At 59.3% G+C, this 16,995-nt stretch carries 18 protein-coding genes; 12 read left to right on the top strand and 6 right to left on the bottom strand.

What is annotated here, in order from left to right:
* Positions 1–23: 23 nt before the first annotated feature.
* Together ilvN and AC3WOY_RS21500 are read right to left on the bottom strand one after the other, a co-directional pair.
* Entirely contained in the window at positions 24–515 is a 492-nt protein-coding gene (ilvN, locus tag AC3WOY_RS21505; protein ID WP_135086867.1) for an acetolactate synthase small subunit, read from the bottom strand.
* Positions 515–2,230, bottom strand: coding sequence for an acetolactate synthase 3 catalytic subunit (locus tag AC3WOY_RS21500; RefSeq protein ID WP_492427482.1), 1,716 nt, complete (start codon positions 2,228–2,230; stop codon positions 515–517). The genes ilvN and AC3WOY_RS21500 overlap by 1 nt, the downstream gene beginning before the upstream one ends.
* A gap of 511 nt (positions 2,231–2,741) precedes the next feature.
* Between AC3WOY_RS21500 and AC3WOY_RS21495 the strand changes: the two genes are divergently transcribed.
* From AC3WOY_RS21495 to AC3WOY_RS21480, 4 genes are read left to right on the top strand one after another with little or no spacing between them, the layout of a single operon-like run.
* Positions 2,742–3,311 carry an RNA polymerase sigma factor gene (locus AC3WOY_RS21495; protein ID WP_492427480.1) on the top strand — a complete coding sequence of 190 codons (570 nt, stop codon included), beginning with the start codon at positions 2,742–2,744 and terminating at the stop codon, positions 3,309–3,311.
* Positions 3,308–3,709, top strand: a complete 402-nt coding sequence (locus AC3WOY_RS21490; protein ID WP_492427478.1) for a DUF3619 family protein — start codon at positions 3,308–3,310, stop codon at positions 3,707–3,709. The genes AC3WOY_RS21495 and AC3WOY_RS21490 overlap by 4 nt, the downstream gene beginning before the upstream one ends.
* Positions 3,702–4,349 carry a DUF3106 domain-containing protein gene (locus tag AC3WOY_RS21485; RefSeq protein ID WP_492427476.1) on the top strand — a complete coding sequence of 216 codons (648 nt, stop codon included), beginning with the start codon at positions 3,702–3,704 and terminating at the stop codon, positions 4,347–4,349. Before AC3WOY_RS21490 ends, AC3WOY_RS21485 begins: the two co-directional genes overlap by 8 nt.
* Positions 4,350–4,358: 9 nt before the next feature.
* Positions 4,359–4,865: an RDD family protein gene (locus AC3WOY_RS21480; RefSeq protein ID WP_492427474.1), complete on the top strand. Its 507-nt coding sequence runs from the start codon at positions 4,359–4,361 to the stop codon at positions 4,863–4,865.
* Positions 4,866–4,871: 6 nt separating this feature from the next.
* On the opposite strand, the gene AC3WOY_RS21475 is transcribed toward AC3WOY_RS21480, so the two are convergent.
* Positions 4,872–5,621, bottom strand: coding sequence for a DUF8198 family protein (locus AC3WOY_RS21475; RefSeq protein WP_492427472.1), 750 nt, complete (start codon positions 5,619–5,621; stop codon positions 4,872–4,874).
* 138 nt (positions 5,622–5,759) lie between these two features.
* Between AC3WOY_RS21475 and AC3WOY_RS21470 the strand changes: the two genes are divergently transcribed.
* The 3 genes from AC3WOY_RS21470 to AC3WOY_RS21460 are packed head-to-tail and all read left to right on the top strand — an operon-like array spanning position 5,760 to position 8,918.
* Positions 5,760–6,269 (top strand): hypothetical protein, encoded by a 510-nt coding sequence (locus AC3WOY_RS21470; RefSeq protein ID WP_492427470.1) that lies wholly within the window; start codon positions 5,760–5,762, stop codon positions 6,267–6,269.
* Positions 6,270–6,277: 8 nt separating this feature from the next.
* Positions 6,278–7,915 (top strand): GMC family oxidoreductase, encoded by a 1,638-nt coding sequence (locus tag AC3WOY_RS21465; protein ID WP_492427468.1) that lies wholly within the window; start codon positions 6,278–6,280, stop codon positions 7,913–7,915.
* Between the two features lie 22 nt (positions 7,916–7,937).
* Positions 7,938–8,918 carry an esterase/lipase family protein gene (locus AC3WOY_RS21460; protein WP_492427466.1) on the top strand — a complete coding sequence of 327 codons (981 nt, stop codon included), beginning with the start codon at positions 7,938–7,940 and terminating at the stop codon, positions 8,916–8,918.
* Here the strand turns inward: AC3WOY_RS21460 and corA are convergent.
* Positions 8,904–9,869 (bottom strand): magnesium/cobalt transporter CorA, encoded by a 966-nt coding sequence (corA, locus tag AC3WOY_RS21455; RefSeq protein ID WP_492427464.1) that lies wholly within the window; start codon positions 9,867–9,869, stop codon positions 8,904–8,906. The genes AC3WOY_RS21460 and corA overlap by 15 nt on opposite strands.
* An 86-nt stretch (positions 9,870–9,955) precedes the next feature.
* Entirely contained in the window at positions 9,956–10,612 is a 657-nt protein-coding gene (locus AC3WOY_RS21450; RefSeq protein ID WP_492427463.1) for a VOC family protein, read from the bottom strand.
* A gap of 120 nt (positions 10,613–10,732) precedes the next feature.
* Between AC3WOY_RS21450 and AC3WOY_RS21445 the strand changes: the two genes are divergently transcribed.
* Entirely contained in the window at positions 10,733–11,203 is a 471-nt protein-coding gene (locus AC3WOY_RS21445) for a fasciclin domain-containing protein (protein WP_492427461.1), read from the top strand.
* A 60-nt stretch (positions 11,204–11,263) separates the two neighbouring features.
* On the opposite strand, the gene AC3WOY_RS21440 is transcribed toward AC3WOY_RS21445, so the two are convergent.
* Positions 11,264–13,252 carry an SDR family oxidoreductase gene (locus AC3WOY_RS21440; protein ID WP_492427459.1) on the bottom strand — a complete coding sequence of 663 codons (1,989 nt, stop codon included), beginning with the start codon at positions 13,250–13,252 and terminating at the stop codon, positions 11,264–11,266.
* Between the two features lie 204 nt (positions 13,253–13,456).
* On the opposite strand from AC3WOY_RS21440, the gene AC3WOY_RS21435 reads away from it, so the two are divergent.
* The 4 genes from AC3WOY_RS21435 (at position 13,457) to AC3WOY_RS21420 (ending at position 16,965) form a co-directional block, all read left to right on the top strand.
* Positions 13,457–13,981, top strand: coding sequence for a phasin family protein (locus tag AC3WOY_RS21435; RefSeq protein WP_492427457.1), 525 nt, complete (start codon positions 13,457–13,459; stop codon positions 13,979–13,981).
* A gap of 89 nt (positions 13,982–14,070) precedes the next feature.
* Positions 14,071–15,324, top strand: coding sequence for a patatin-like phospholipase family protein (locus AC3WOY_RS21430; protein WP_492427455.1), 1,254 nt, complete (start codon positions 14,071–14,073; stop codon positions 15,322–15,324).
* A 189-nt stretch (positions 15,325–15,513) separates the two neighbouring features.
* Positions 15,514–16,179: a TetR/AcrR family transcriptional regulator gene (locus AC3WOY_RS21425; protein WP_492427453.1), complete on the top strand. Its 666-nt coding sequence runs from the start codon at positions 15,514–15,516 to the stop codon at positions 16,177–16,179.
* Positions 16,180–16,191: 12 nt separating this feature from the next.
* Positions 16,192–16,965, top strand: coding sequence for a hypothetical protein (locus AC3WOY_RS21420; RefSeq protein ID WP_492427451.1), 774 nt, complete (start codon positions 16,192–16,194; stop codon positions 16,963–16,965).
* The last annotated feature ends 30 nt before the right edge of the window (positions 16,966–16,995 follow it).

Raw genomic sequence — 16,995 nt, 5'->3', positions numbered from 1 at the left:
CTTATGGTGTGTTGGTACTGGATTTAAACTTTGAGGATGCGTTCGCCGCGGCCGATGCCCGAACCGCCGGTACGGACGGTTTCGAGGATCGCGGTACGGTCGATCGATTCGATGAAGGCGTCGAGCTTGGACTTGTTGCCGGTCAGCTCTATGGTGTACGTCTTCTCGGTCACGTCGATGATGCGGCCACGGAAGATGTCCGCGGTGCGCTTCATTTCTTCGCGCTCCTTGCCGACGGCACGGACCTTGATGAGCATGAGTTCGCGCTCGATGTGCGCGCCTTCGGTCAGGTCGACGACCTTCACGACTTCGATCAGGCGGTTCAGGTGCTTGGTGATCTGTTCGATCACGTCGTCCGAACCGGTGGTGACGATCGTCATGCGCGACAGCGTCGCGTCTTCGGTCGGCGCCACGGTCAGCGTTTCGATGTTGTAGCCGCGGGCGGAGAACAGACCCACCACACGCGACAACGCGCCTGCTTCGTTTTCAAGCAAAACAGAAATGATGTGTCGCATTACAGATCCTCCGAACCCAGAAGCATTTCAGTCAAGCCCTTGCCGGCTTTCACCATCGGCCAGACGTTCTCGGTTTGATCCGTAATGAAGTTCATGAACACCAGCCTGTCCTTCATGCCGAACGCTTCTTTCAGCGCGCCTTCGACGTCGCCCGGCTTCTCGATCTTCATGCCGACGTGGCCGAAGGATTCGACCAGCATGTTGAAGTCGGGGAGAGAATCCATGTACGACTCGGAATAGCGCGAACCGTAATCGATCTGCTGCCACTGGCGCACCATGCCGAGGAAGCGGTTGTTCAGGAGGATGATCTTCGGGGTCAGGTGGTACTGCTTGCAGGTGGCGAGTTCCTGGATGCACATCTGGATCGAGGCTTCGCCAGTGACGCAGGCAACGGTTGCGCCGGGATTGGCCATCTGCACGCCCATTGCGTACGGCAGGCCGACGCCCATGGTGCCCAGGCCGCCGGAGTTGATCCAGCGGCGCGGCTTGTCGAAGTTGTAGTACTGCGCAGCCCACATCTGGTGCTGGCCGACGTCGGAGGTGATGAAGGCATCGCCCTTGGTCACTTCCCACAGCTTGCGCACGACTTCCTGCGGCTTGATGACTTCGTTGGAAGTGGCAAACTTCAGGCATTCGCGGCCGCGCCATTCGTTGATCTGGCGCCACCATGCTGCCAGGGCCGGTGCGTTCGGCTTGGCTTCAGAGGCGTCGAGCTGCGACAGCAGTTCGACCAGCACGTCCTTGACGTTGCCGACGATCGGGATATCGACCTTCACACGCTTCGAGATCGACGACGGGTCGATATCGATGTGGATGATTTTGCGCGGATGCGTGGCGAAATGCTTCGGATTGCCGATCACACGGTCGTCGAAGCGCGCGCCGATGGCAATCAGCACGTCGCAGTGCTGCATGGCCATGTTCGCTTCGTAGGTGCCATGCATGCCGGGCATGCCGACGAACTTGTCGCTCGATGCCCGGTAGCCGCCGAGACCCATCAGGGTGTTGGTGCAGGGATAGCCGAGCTTGTCGACCAGCTTGTTCAGCTCCGGAGCCGCATTCGCAAGGATGATGCCGCCGCCGGTGTAAATCATCGGGCGTTCTGCGGTCAGCAGAAGCTGGACCGCCTTGCGGATCTGACCGGAGTGGCCTTTGTCGACCGGCTTGTAAGAGCGCATCTCGACCTCTTTCGGGTACTCGAATGCGCACTTCTGGATCGTGATGTCCTTCGGAATATCGACCAGCACCGGGCCGGGACGGCCGGTCGTGGCGATAAAGAAGGCTTTCTTGATCGTCTCTGCCAGGTCCTTGACGTCCTTGACGAGGAAGTTGTGTTTGACGCACGGGCGGGTAATACCCACCGTGTCGCATTCCTGGAATGCGTCCTGCCCGATCGCATGCGACGGCACCTGGCCGGAGATGATCACCATCGGGATCGAATCCATGTAGGCAGTGGCAAGGCCGGTGACTGCATTGGTCACGCCGGGGCCGGAGGTGACGATGGCGACGCCGACTTTCTGCGAGCTGCGCGAATAGGCGTCGGCAGCGTGGATCGCCGCCTGCTCGTGGCGTACCAGGATGTGCTGGAATTTGTCTTGATTGAAGATTGCGTCGTAGATGTAGAGCACTGCGCCGCCGGGATAACCGAACACATGTTCGACGCCTTCCTCGGCCAGGCAACGCACGACTATTTCCGCGCCTGTGATTTCTGAACTCATTGCCAGTTCCTTTCAAGGTCCATTGGAGATTGATCGGATGCTCTCTCCTGGCGAAAACCGTGCGGAGCGACAGTGCCTGGGCTTCCCTTGATTGTGCGGTCACGCCGGTTCGTTACGCACCCGTAGATGCGGTTCAAAGCGACGCTGAATGCGACTCGTTCAGCCGGGGTACCTGAAGTGCCGGTACGGATTTCTCACGCTTGTGGCGTGGGTTAGAGCAAACAGCTTTTAAAAGTAAAGCGCGTCTGATCGGAAGGCGGCATCATGCGCCGCGCACGAAAAGACAATCCTTCAGGGATGCGAAGGGATTGATAAGTTAATGCGTCGCACCATTTTGGTCAAGTTAAATTCCACCAAAAGCCTTAGAAATCAAGCGGTTTCCGCAAAATCCATGCACAGTGCGCGCCTTTTTTGCTAGCATGCGCACAGTTTTGGAAAGTGATGCCAGAGGGCACCTGCCCCGCCAACATCCACCCTCTTTGCTGCAAAAAAAGACGACGCGCTTCCTCGCATGGCAACTGAAAAAGAACTCTCCAGCTTCCTGGAAGCCGTGGAACGCAAAGCCTTCAAGCAGGCTGTCTACGCGGTTCGCAAGGATGAGGCAGCGCTGGATATTGTCCAAGATGCAATGATCAAGCTGGCGGAGAAGTACGGCGACAAACCTGCGGCAGAGCTGCCGATGCTCTTCCAGCGCATTCTGCAGAACACCATCCACGATTACTTCCGCCGCGAAAAGGTGCGCAGCACTTGGGTCAGCCTGTTCTCGGGCATGGGCAACGACCTCGAAGACAACGAGAATTTCGACCTGCTCGAAACCTACGAGGCGGAAGAAGGCACGGAAGCTGCCGAATCCAGTGCGGACAAGGTCGAACGCGACCAGGTGCTGGCGGTCATAGATGAGGAAATTCAAAAGCTGCCGGCGCGTCAACGCGAAGCCTTCCTCATGCGTTATTGGCAGGATATGGATGTAGCCGAAACGGCTGCGGCAATGGGCTGTTCCGAGGGCAGCGTCAAAACGCACTGCTCGCGGGCGACACATGCATTAGCCCAGGCGCTGAGAGCCAAAGGAATTACATTATGAACACCAGAGAACTGAATTTCGCGTACAAGGTACGGCACGCGCTTAACGAGAGCGCGGAAAAACTTCCGCCATCCACCACGGAAAAGCTCGCATCTGCTCGCAAAATTGCACTCTCCCGCCAAAAGAAGGCATCCGGGCTGCACGTGCTCGTCCCGCGTCGCCTGTTTGCCGGCGAGGCAGGGCATTTTGTCAATGCACCACTCGCGTGGCTGGGGCGGATGGGCGTCATGGTGCCGGTGGTTGCCCTGTTTGCACTTTTGGCAAGCATCTACCAGGTGGAGCAGCGGCACATCAGCGATACCGCCGAAATGGACGCCGCGGTCCTGGCTGACGAATTGCCGCTGTCCGCATACCTGGACAGCGGATTCAACGCATTCCTGGCATCGCGGGATGACTGATATGAATCGATGGATATTTACGCCGACCGCCCGCCTTCTGCGGGCGGTCTTCTTTTTAGCCGTGCCGCTGGCGGCTGCCGTTGCGCTCACGCCTGGAGCGGCGGCCCAGTCCGTTCCCGCTCAATCCGGCGCCACGCAGCCTGCGGCCTCAAAACCGCTCTGGAGAGAACTGAGTCCGGCGCAGCAACAGGCGCTGGCACCGCTTGCGAACGAATGGGACATGCTGGAACCTGTCCGCAAGAACAAGTGGCTTGCGATCGCCAACAAGTTCGGCTCGATGAAACCGGAAGAGCAGCAACGCATGCAGGAGCGCATGCGCGACTGGGTCAAGCTGACGCCCGAGCAGCGGCGGCTGGCACGGGAAAACTATGCGCGCGCCAAGAAGTTGAACCCGGACCAGAAATCTGCCCAGTGGGAGCAGTACCAGCAACTGCCGGAAGAAGAGAAGAAGAAGCTGGCCGCCGATACCGCGGCCAAAAAGAAGGTTGCCACGCTTCCCCCTCCCGGCGCACAGGACAAGCAACCCAAGCCGCTGCCCCCGATCAAGGCGACGCCCAAGCCGGTCCTTGAACAATCCGTCACGCCCAAGGCGGCCAGCCAATCGGCCTTGCAGCCCTCCGCACCGCCAAATTCGAAATAAGCTGAACAATTGAACACCCAAGCCACACCCACGCTTCGGCGACGCCTTGCGAGCATGGTTTATGAATCCATGCTGATTTTTGCCGTGCTGTTTATTTTCGGCGGCCTGTTCTCCATTCTGATGGAGCAGAAGCATGCGCTCTATCTGCGCGGGCTGATGCAGGATTGGCTGCTGCTGCTGCTCGCGGTCTACTTTGTATGGTTCTGGACACATGGCGGGCAGACGCTCGCCATGCAGACCTGGCGCATCCGGCTTGTGACATCGGATGGCGAGCCTGTGGGCATCAAGCGCGCGCTTGGACGCTTCTTCCTGTCATGGATGTGGATCATGCCGGGACTGGTCGCGGCATGGGCAATGGGGGCGAAGGAGTGGATGCTTGTTCTTATTCCTGCCGCGAACGTGGCCCTGTGGGCACTGGCGGCATTCCTGGATCCGCAAAGACAGTTCCTGCACGACCGCATCGCGGGTACGCGCCTGATCTCGTTCGATCCGCCCGGCAAGAAGCCCGTAAAGTAATTTCCCTTAAATGCTCTCTGCCACGCCGGCGAACGGGTGGGGATCGCACGCGTAGAGTCGCTTCATGATCTCGCTCTCTCGCCTGACAACCGTACTGACGAAGGCTGCAGGGTCCTTCATTCCCTTGAAGGCCTTGAAGCCGCGCTCGAGGAAACTTTGCAGCTCGGCGAGATTGGCCATCTTTGCAGGGCCGCGCATCATCGCCAATGTGCTGCCGATCAGCGGGATGCGAACCAGTTCGCACAACGCCCGCCCTACCGACTCGACATGGCCGATTTGCCGCTCCCTGTCCGTGCGTGTTCCAGACTTTCTGTACGCGGCGATGTAGTCCGCTTCCGTAAAGTTTTCACCCAGGCGCATTGCCATGGCGGCATCCAGTTTTTCCGATAATGCATCGAGGGAAATTGCCTTCGCCACTGTCCACAATGCTGCAGTTGGCAGCATCTTTTCCATAGCCGGGACAACGCGCTCCAGGCTGGCATCGCGCTGCGACAGGTCGTCCGTGCCATAGAGGTCCGCGAGGAAAAACTGCGCTGCGGCCCTTGTGCCCGGCGCGCGCAACAGGTCGGCATGGGTATCGGCCATGCGTTGCGACTGGAAGGAGCGAACCGCGACGCGCGCGGCGTGGAGCGCCGTGTCGGATTGGGCGGACTTCCGGGCAGCAATCACTGCAGCGAGTTCGCGACGAATAATGGATGCCGCTTCCTGCTTGCTCGCGTTGCCGGATTGATCCTGCTGGTATCGCACGTTTTCCATATGATGATTCTGCCCCATGCAGGCAGGGGCAGCACAAAAAAAGATCGACTAGAGCTAGAACTCTACTTTGCTCCGCGTAGCTGAGAATGCGGTGGAGTACACTGCAAAAAATACAAAGAAAGAGATGGAGACATGGCTATGACCTCATCCCGACGTTCATTCCTGAAAGTCGGGCTGCTCGGCACACTCGCGCTCGCGACGGCCGGCGGCCTGTATCGCATCACGCGCCCCCCGGAAACACCTGGCCCGTTCATCATGGATGATGCAGCGAGATCCGTGCTCGCGGCAGTCGTTCCCGCCATGCTCAAGGATGCAGTCACCTCGCCGGCCGACATCGATGCGGCAATCAAGCGTGCCGTCGATGCCATCCACGGGCTGCCGCTTTCAGCGCAGAAGGAGGTACAGGACCTGTTTGCCTTACTTGCGCTCGGCCCGTCGCGGCGCCTGCTTGCCGGCGTTCCGGACGACTGGGGGCAGGCGAAGCCGGCGGATGTCGCCGCGTTCCTGCAGGACTGGCGCTACAGCCGCATCGCCTTGTTCCAGGGTGCCTATCTCGGCCTGCACGACCTCATCACCGGCTCATGGTATTCGCACGAGTCGACATGGGCCTCCATCGGTTATCCCGGCCCGACCAAGGAATTGAGTTGAGAGGCACCATGAGAAATTCTTCCAGCACTTCCATTTCCGATCCGATACAGGCCGGCCTCGCATCCGGCTGGAAAGTCCTCGACGCCTCTTCACTGCAGGACAGCAAGCACATCGAGGCTGACGTGGTCGTCATCGGCACCGGTGCGGGCGGCGGCGTGACGGCCGAAATCCTCACGCTGGCCGGGCTGGATGTCGTTCTCATCGAGGAAGGCCCGCTGAAGTCGTCGAAAGATTTCAAGATGCGGGAAGCGCAGGCCTACCCGACGCTGTACCAGGAGTCGGCAGCGCGCAAGACCAAGGACAAGGCCATCAATATCCTCCAGGGGCGCGCGGTCGGCGGCTCGACGACGGTCAACTGGACATCCAGCTTCCGCACGCCGAATGCAACGCTCGCCTACTGGCAGGCCAAATACGGCCTGAAGGATTACACGTCCGAAGCAATGGCGCCATGGTTCGCGATGATGGAGCGGCGGCTCAACATCAGCGTATGGCTGACGCCGCCGAACGAGAACAACGATTTGCTCAAGCGCGGTGCTGCCAGGCTTGGCATCCCTGCCGCAGCCATCCTGCGCAATGTGAAGGGATGCTGGAACCTCGGCTACTGCGGCATGGGCTGCCCGACGAATGCAAAGCAGTCGATGCTGGTCACGACCATTCCGTCCGCACTCACAAAGGGCGCGACACTGGTCACGCGCGCGCGCGCAGACAAGCTAGTGATGAAAGGCGACAAGGTGGCCGGCCTGTCGTGTATCGCACTCGACAGAGACGGCTTGGCACCGACAGGCAAGAAGATCGATGTCCATGCACACCATTACGTCATCGCCGGCGGCGCCATCAATTCACCCGCGCTGCTGATGCGTTCCGGCGCACCCGATCCGCATCGCCTATTGGGCAAGCGCACCTTCCTGCATCCGACCCTCATTTCCGCCGCGCTGTTCGACCACAAGGTGGAAGGTTTTTCCGGTGCGCCGCAGACCATCTATTCCGATCACTTCCTCGATACGCAAGCGATCGATGGTCCGATCGGCTACAAGCTGGAAGCGCCGCCCTTGCATCCTCTGCTCTTTGCATCGACGATGCATGGCTTCGGCGAACAGCACACGGCGATGATGAAACAGTTCGCCAATACCCATGCCCTGCTCGCACTGCTGCGCGACGGATTCCACGAGCAATCGGCCGGCGGCACGGTGCAACTGAAGGATGACGGCTCGCCCGTCCTGGACTATCCGATTTCCGATTTCGTCTGGGATGGCGTGCGGCGCTCGCTCCTGACGATGGCGGAAATACAGTTCGCCGCCGGCGCAAAAAGCGTGTATCCGGTGCACGAGGTGGCGGAAGGCTACAACAACTGGAAAGCGGCGAAGACGGCCATCAACAACCTGCCCTACAAACCGCTGCTGTCACGCGTCGTGTCTGCCCATGTGATGGGAGGATGCGCCATGTCGGACGATGTTCGGCTCGGCGTTGTCTCGTCGAATGGTCGTTACCATGGGCTGAGCAACCTCTCCGTCCACGATGGCTCGCTGTTCCCCACATCCATCGGCGCCAACCCGCAGTTGTCGATCTACGGAATCACGGCTAAGCTGGCAAGTACGCTGGCAAACGAACTGACTGGAAAGCCGGCACCGACGCCCATTGCGGTCTAAGAGTCTGTTCAGTATCTAATGCATGATTGCAAGAATCACGAGACTATTGCTGCTGTTCCAACTGCTTGTCGCGGCGGCGTTCGCTGCCGCTGCAATGCAACTCCTCCATCTCGATAATGCCTTGCTGGCGGGGCTGCTTGGCATCGGCCTTGTCATCCTGGCGCGGCTCGTCATTACCGGAAACAATTTTCTGCTTGCCTCACGCTATCGCAGCAAGCTGCCTGCGCAGCACAGGATCGGGGTGTGGCAAGGCATCCTGCTATTCCTCGGCGAATTCCGGGCGACCATGACCGCTTCCTCATGGACCATGCCCTTCCGCACCTTTTCGACACGCATGGCTACCCATCCACAAGGCCTGCCGGTCCTGCTGGTCCACGGCTACGGTTGCAACAGCGGCTACTGGCAGTCCATGAGCGCGGCCCTGCAAAAGGCAAACATCACGCACCATGCCATCGACCTGGAACCGGTGATCGGCGGGATCGATGAATATTCCCCGCTGATCCACAGCGCAATCGAAACGCTGTGCAAGGAAACGGGAAATGACAAGGTCATCATCGTCGCCCACAGCATGGGCGGACTGGCATCCCGTGCTTACCTGCGCGATCATGGAAGCAAGCGTGTTGCAAGACTGATCACGCTGGGAACGCCACATCACGGCACCAGCCTTGCCCATTTCGGCGTGGGACTGAACACACATCAGATGCGCTGGACCGCCACGGAACAGGAAGGACTGGCCAGCGAATGGCTGCGGACGCTGAAGGCGGGAGAGAACGCTGCGATCTACCACCTGATCGTGTCTATCTACTCCCACCACGACAACATCATTTCGCCGCAGACATCGTCCCATCTTGAGGGCGCGAAGAATCTCGAACTGAACGGCATCGGCCACGTTGCGCTCGGCTTTGATCCCGACGTGCAGGCGATGGTCATCCGAGAGGTTCGGGACGTATCGGCACGGAGCGCGCAGCCGTTGCGCGCCCACGCCGCGCTAAAGCCAGCCTGACTTCCTGAAACGCCGATAGAGATAGGCACACACGACGGCGACGAAACACAATGCCGCCGGATAGCCGTACTTCCACTTCAGTTCCGGCATGACTTCGAAGTTCATGCCCCAGATGCCGACAAAGGCGGTTGCCACTGCAAAGATGGCCGCCCATGCCGCGAGCCGCTTGTTGACCTCGCTTTCCTCGATGGTCACCATCGACAGGTTCACCTGGATCGCGGTTGCGATCGTTTCGCGGATATTGTCGATCGAGGTGTTGATGCGGTAGAGGTGGTCATACACGTCACGGAAGTACTCCTGTGTGTTGACGCAGATCTGCGGCACCCTGCCGCCATACAGCCTTGCCGATGCTTCCATCAGTGGCGTTACCGCATGCTTGAGTGTCGTCACCTTGCGCTTGAGCTGATAGAGGCGCTCGATGTTGGCCCGCTGCGATCCTTTGTTGAAGATCTGGTCCTCGACCGTCTCCAGTTCCTCTTCCAGTTCTTCGATGATCGGGAAGTAGCGGTCCACGACCGCATCCATCAGTGCATAGAACACGAATGCCGAACCCTGCTTCAACAATTGCGGCTCGCGCTCGCAGCGTGCGCGCACGCCGAGGAAACCCTGTTCGCTGCCGTTGCGCACTGAAACGACATAGTTTTCTTCCACAAAGATATCGAGCTCACCAACACGAAGTTCACCGCCGACCATTTCGATGATGTGGACCACGGCAAACAGCGAATCGCCGTACTCTTCGATCTTGGGCCTCTGGTGGCCGTGCAGTGCATCCTCGACGGCAAGCTCATGCAGGTTGAACTCGGCTTGCAGTACCTTGAGCTCCTGCGGCTGTGCATCTTTTAGCGCAACCCAGACGAAACAATCGGAAAGATGGAGATACTCGTCGATCCTGTCGAGCGGCACATCGCTCAGGCGCTTGCCGTCTTGATAGGCAACACAATTGATCAGCATGGGGTCTCCGAACGCATAGTGCAATAAGCCTGTATTCCTTGGAGCTTACACGGAATGCGGCCGTCCTTGCTTGACGGAATGCATTCTCAAGTCAACGCAACGATTCCGCGCGGCGTCGCCACATGAGCAACGAGACAGGGGGACGGAACTGCGGTGTCGCTGATGCAGAGCCGATCATCTTCAGCCAGGCCGATACTTGCCCACGCTTTACGCAACAGGGAGGGTTGCGGGTGAAATGCTTCGAGACGTACAAGGCTGCATCCTGACTCCGGAATTTTCTGTGTAGGATGCACGCCGTCCGGCCACTGGATCACGGTCGGCAGCGTGCCGCCTTCCACCAAGGCACCGTCATCTCGAATCGTAATCTGCCATTCGAGTGCGCCGCGTTGCATGTCGCGTACCGGGCCAAGTTGCGGAAGCACCGCCACTGCACGGAAAATATCGTTCGTCCTCGCCACAAAAGTCGCAAGAAAAGGCCCCTCTGCCGCTCGCTTGCGTTGGTCCGGCCGGTCCATGCCAAACCATCGAGGGCAATCCGTTGCGCCGGCCTTGGGATCGACGGCAATGACTTCCAGATAGCCACCGCCGTCGAGATTCAGCAGGTAGTTGTGTGTGCCGACGCGCACATGTTCGCCGCCTTTTTCAAGCTTCACCCCCAACATCTCTTCGCAGAAATCGACACCCTCTTCCAGGATGGAGGCGACGATAACGATATGGTCGAGCGTTGATGCAATGGCGCGCATACTTTCTCCAGAAACATTCGGCTTTCGATCGGCTCTTCAGTTTGAACTTTTCTGTTGTTCCCGCAACTTATCAGACAGTACCGGGCACATGTATCCGGTACCTTTCAACAAGGAGGTTTCATGAAACGATCCTGCGCTGCCATCATAGCGACCATTGCCTTGTCATCCCTCGGCGCGTCCGCATGGGCTGCAGACCTTGTCGAGACAGCGTCCACGTCTGGATCCTTCAAGACTTTCCTGGCGGCTGCCAAGGCGGCCGGCATCACCGATACGCTGAAAAATTCAGGGCCGTATACCGTTTTTGCGCCGAGCGACTCCGCATTCAACCAACTGCCGCCGGGCACGGTCAGTTCCCTGATGAAAGACAAGGCGAAACTGGCTGAAATATTGTCACATCACGTGATCCCGGGCAAGGTGACCGTGTCGGACGTCAAGCCAGGGAAAGTGCAGACGATCCAGGGAGACACAGTCACGTTAAAGAACGACAACGGCAAGGTGACTGTGGAGAACGCCAACGTCGTGCAGAGCGACATGATTGCCGACAATGGCGTGATCCACGAAATCGATGCCGTGGTGCTTCCACAGAAATAGCGGCCGAAAAAAAAGTGTCCGGCAACTGCCGGACACCTCATCCCGTGTTCTCCTGATCGATTAGAAGTGCACGCCGCGCAACAGCTGTTGCAGCGCGATCTGATCCGCATTCATCTGCGGAATTTTCTTGTCACCATTGTTCTTCGCTGCGTCAGAATCGGGGAACATGCGGAAACTGGTGTTCATGATGATCTGCGCAACGCGCGGCATCAGCGCATGCATGACTTCGCCGAGAACTCCCAGACGGGTGGCTATCCGTACCGGCTTGTGCACAATTGCCTCCGCAATCAGATCGGCCGCATCGTCCGGCGACAGCGTCGGCACGTTCTGGTAAATCTTCGTCGGCGCAATCATCGGCGTACGCACCAGCGGCATGTTGATGGTGGTGAACTTGATGTTCATGTCCGCGAACTCGGAGGCCGCACAGCTCGTCCATGCGTCCAGCGCTGCCTTCGACGCCACGTATGCGGAGAAGCGTGGCGCATTCGTGAGCACACCGATCGACGAAATGTTGATCACATGGCCGCGCCGCTGCTCGACCATCTTCGGCAGCAAACCCATCGTCAGTCGCAGTGCACCGAAATAATTCAGCTGCATGGTGCGCTCGAAGTCGTGGAAGCGGTCATAGCTGGATTCGATGCCGCGACGGATCGAACGTCCTGCATTGTTGACCAGGATATCGACCCCGCCGTGGTTTTCCATCAGCAAGTTGACGAAGCGGTCGCAGTCCGCCATGTCGGCCACATCCGCAGAATAGGTGATGACATCGAAACCGCGGTCGTTGATTTCCTTCTTGGCCTCCGCGAGCTTTTCCTCATCCCGGCCGCAAATGATGGTGATCGCGCCAGCCTCGGCCAGCTTGTGTGCCGCTGCAAGGCCGATGCCGGACGAGCCTCCCGTGACCAGCACGACTTTGCCCGCCACTTGTCCGCGAAGTGTGCGATCGATGAACAGATTCGGATCGAGATTGCGCTCCCAGTAGTCCCAGATGCGGGACGCATAATCCTCCAGGCGCGGGCACGAAATACCGCTTCCCTTCAGCGCGGCGGCCGCATCGCGGTTGTCGAAGCGCGTCGGATAATTGATGAACTGCATCAAGTCGTCCGGCAGCCCCAGGTCCTTCATGATGGCCGACTTCACCCGGCGTACCGGCGTCAGCGCCATCATGCTCTTCTTGATCGACTTGGGAACAAAGCCGAACAGGGCCGCGTTGATGCGCAGGCTCATCGTGGGCGCATGCGCGGCGCGGGCGAAGGTGTTCAACACGTCGCCCACGCGCATCGGTTCGGGATCGGTGAGGTGGAAGCACTTGCCGTCCAGCTTGGGTTGGTGGGCGATGTGATCCATCGCGTCTACCACGTAATCCACGGGGACGATGTTGATCCGGCCGCCTTCCAGTCCGATGGTGGGCATCCACGGCGGAAGGATCTGGCGAATGCGCTGGATCAGCTTGAAGAAGTAATAGGGTCCGTCGATCTTGTCCATCTCGCCGGTCTTCGAGTCGCCGACGACGAGCCCCGGGCGATACACGCGGAAAGCGCCCTTGCATTCCTTGCGCACGATCTTCTCGGACTCGTGCTTGGAGGCGAAATAAGGATGGTCGAGGTTCTCGGCCTCTTCGAACATGTCTTCGCGGAAGATGCCTTCGAACAAACCTGCCGCGGCAATCGAGCTGACATGATGGAAGCAACCGGCGCCGATGGCATTGGCGAATGCAACGGTATTACGCGTACCCTCGATGTTCACAACCATCTGTTCTTCGGCATCGGCCTTCAGATCGTAGATGGCGGCAAGGTGGAAGAAGTGGTCGATGTTCTTCGAGAGCGCCTTGGTGTCTTCCTTCGATACGCCGAGCCTGTTCGCGCACAGGTCTCCATAGACCGGAATCGCTCGCGACTTGGTCGTGCCCCAATACTCGAGCAATGCCGGCACCTTGGCCTTGCTTTCCTCCCTGAGGAGGAAGTAGACGACACTCCCCTTGCGGGCCAGCAGCTTCTTCACCAGCCGCTTTCCGATGAAGCCCGTCGCCCCCGTAACGAAATACTGCATGCTGCCCCCTTTTGTTCGAATTTGATGACATGCAATCATTACAGGGCGCATCCGGCTTGGCAAGCACACGCCCCGAGCCAGCTTCCCATTTAGAACGCGTGCTCTACGGCTTTAGAATCCGATCTCTAGTTTTGACGCCTAAACTGCCATCATCAAGAACCGCGTCGGTTGAGCCGGCGTCCAGTCAACCTACGATGGGAGAACATGATGGTCAAGAAACTCAAAGCACTGGCCAAGTCCGACGACACGCAACTGGCAGAAGCCGTCCGCACTTCGGCACAACAGATCTGGCAAGCCGGCCTCGGCGCATTCGCCAAGGCGCAGGAAGAAGGCGGCAAGGTCTTCGCCAAGCTGGTCAAGGAAGGCACCGAGCTGCAGAAGCGCACCCAGCAACTGGCCAACGGCAAGGTCTCCGACGTGACCGGCACGGTGGTCAAGATGGCGGACAACGTCAGCAAGCAGGCTGCCGGTTCCTGGGACAAGCTGGAACAGGTTTTCGAAGACCGTGTATCCCGTTCCCTCAAGAGCCTCGGTGTGCCGACGCAGGATGACATCCAGACGCTGACCAAGCGCGTCGAAGAGCTGAGCAAGGCGGTCACAGCCCTCTCCGGCAAGAAGCCGGCAGCAACGAAAGCCGCGGCAAAGCCGGCGGCAAAGAAGGCAGCAGCAAAACCCGCAGCCAAGAAGGCGGCAGCAAAGACTGCTGCCAGGAAGACTGCCGCCAAGTAATTGCCGGCATAACGCCGCGTTCCTTGCGCAATCCAAGGGGCTTGTGCAACGCACAAGCCCCTTTTTGCTTCTTCCCCATTTAAAGGCCCATGACTTCGAAGCGTACACAGAAGAACGCCCCCGTCAGACCCGCGACCCGGCGCACATCCAGGCGCAGCGCGGGACGGATCGGCCTTGCGCTGGCAGGCGGAGGACCGCTCGGAGCAGTCTATGAAATCGGCGCACTGGCGGCGCTGGAAGAGTCGATCGAGGGCCTGGATCTCAACGATGCCGCCATTTATGTCGGCATCAGTGCGGGAGGCATCATTGCGGCAGGCCTGGCCAACGGAATTACGCCGCATGACATGTGCCGCCTGTTTGTCGAGAGCGATACGGGCGAGTCGCATGAAGACCTGTTCAAACCGGAGATGCTGCTCCGGCCCGCATGGGAAGAGTTCAGCATCCGTGCAGCGGCCTTTCCCATCCTCCTGGCCGGCGGATTGTTCCACTACGCAACCCGACGCGGCAAGACCACTATTGCCAGTTCCATGGAGCGCCTGAAGGGCGTCCTCCCGACCGGCATCTTCTCCGGCGAAGGCATCCATGAATTCATGCAGCAGGCGTTTTCCGCCGCAGGCCGGACGAACGACTTCCGCGAGCTGAAGCAGAAACTGGTCATCGTGGCGACGGATCTCGATTCCGGGGAGGCAGTTCGCTTCGGCCGGCCCGGCTGCGACCATGTCCCGATATCGAAGGCGGCACAAGCAAGCGCCGCCGTGCCGGGACTGTTCCCCCCGGTCGAAATCGGCGGCCGTTATTTCGTCGACGGCGCCTTGCGCAAAACGCTGCACGCTTCCATCGCGCTCGAGGAGGAAGTCGACATGCTGATCTGCCTGAACCCGATCGTTCCCTACAATGCGCGCTCGCTGCACAAGCCGGGCAAGCTTGCCCAAGGCGGTCTGCTGGCAGTGCTGTCGCAGACGCTGCGCGCGATCATCCATTCGCGCGTGGAAATCGGCATGTCCAACTACATGATCAATTACCCCGAGACGGACATCATCCTCGTCGAGCCGAGCACGGAAGATGCAGACATGTTTTTCACCAACCTGTTCAGCTACAACAGCCGCCGACGCATGTGCGAGAACGCGTACCAGAACACGCGCATGATGCTCTGGCAGCGCCGCAAGGAGATCGCGCCCATGCTGGAGCGGCACGGCCTGCGCCTGAAACTGCCTGTCCTGCGCGACAGCAGTCTCACGCTCGTGAAAAGGCCGGTCACAGACAAGGAAGACCGCTTCGGGCTCCAGCGCCTCACCGATACCCTCAACAGCCTCGAACGGCACCTGAAAATCGCGGCAGGTTAGTTGATGCACGCCATTTCTGGAATGATTTATCGATGTTATGCTAGACCCCGGTTCACAAATCGCCGAGTACGTGAACGGGATCCGGGCGGCTCTCCATGCCTGTCGCGATCCGGACGCCACTCCCGGGCATGGCCATTTGTAGACCGGACACCTACAAAAAATCCAGAATACAAATGGGAGGCAGCCCTCATGCAACACAAAGCCCCTCGGCGCACGCGAGAACGGATTCTCGAACTGTCGTTGCGACTGTTCAACGAATTCGGTGAGCCGAACATCACCACCACCGTCATCGCCGAAGAGATGAACATCTCGCCCGGCAACCTGTACTACCACTTCCGCAACAAGGACGACATCGTCAACTCGCTCTTCGCGCAGTTCGAAGCCGAAATCGGGCGCATGCTGGCTGTCCCCGCCGACCGCCGGCCGAACATCGAGGACGTGTGGCTCTACCTGCACCTGATGTTCGAACTGGTCTGGCGCTACCGCTTCTTCTACCGCGACCTGTCCGACCTTCTCTCGCGCAACCGCAAGCTCGAACTGCACTTCAAGCAGATCCTCGCGCACAAGACAAAGGTGGCGCAGCAACTGTGCCTCGGCCTGCGCAGCGACCAGGCGCTGGAAGCGAGCGACCACGAGGTCGACGCGCTGGCGACCAACATCGTCGTCGTCGCGACCTACTGGCTGTCGTACGAATACGTGCGCAATCCGCGCAAATACACCGAGCAGGAAGCGATGGCAGAAGCGCTCGCGCGCGGCTGCTATCAGGTTCTGTCCCTGCTCGGCCCTTACCTCCGGGGAGAGACGCATATGCTGTTCGAAAAGCTCGCCGAGGAATACCTGAAAAAACTCAAGTAAGGACATCACGCCATGGCATGGAGCAAATTCCCCTATCCCGACGATTCCTACGTCCACACGCCGGCCAGCCTGAAGAAGGCATGGGCGCGACTGCACGCCGGCGACGCCGAACCTTTCCCGAAGGACGCGGCACTGGTGGATGCATGGATCGCCTTCCATGCGGGGGAATTCGAGAAAGCTGCCAGGCTGGGCCTGGCAGCCGGCATGGACGGCTACTCCGTGGCCAACAAGGCCACGGCGATCCATGCCAACTATCTCGAGAAGTCCGAGAAAAAGAAACTCGCCATGTTCGAAGAGGTTGCCGAACGCTGCGAGGCACAACAGAAGGAACAGCCGAAGAATGCCGCGGCGTGGTACTGGCATGCCTATGCGCTCGGCCGCTACGCCCAGGGCATTTCGATCGTGAAGGCCCTGTCGCAGGGCATCGGCAACAAGGTCAAGAACAGCCTGGACATGACGGTGAAGCTGGCACCGAAACATGCGGATGCCCATATCGGCCTCGGCACCTACCATGCCGAAATCATCGACAAGGTGGGTGCGATGATCGGCGGCCTGACCTACGGTGCGAAGAAGGAAGACGGACTCAAGTTCTTCAAGGCGGCGCTGAAGCTCAATCCTGATTCTGCCATTGCGCGCGTCGAATATGCCAATGGGCTGGTCATGCTGGAGGGCAAGAAGAAAATGGATGAAGCGGTCAAGCTGTACGAGGAAGCCGCGGCCTGCGAGCCGGTCGATGCGATGGAAAGGCTGGACGTGGAACTGGCAAGGGAAGAACTCGAAGAGTGAGCGACAAAAGCTTTCCGGATCGGTTATGCT

The sequence above is a fragment of the Noviherbaspirillum sp. FW303-A3 genome, from assembly GCF_058788695.1.
This window is presented reverse-complemented; position numbering and strand designations above follow the sequence as displayed.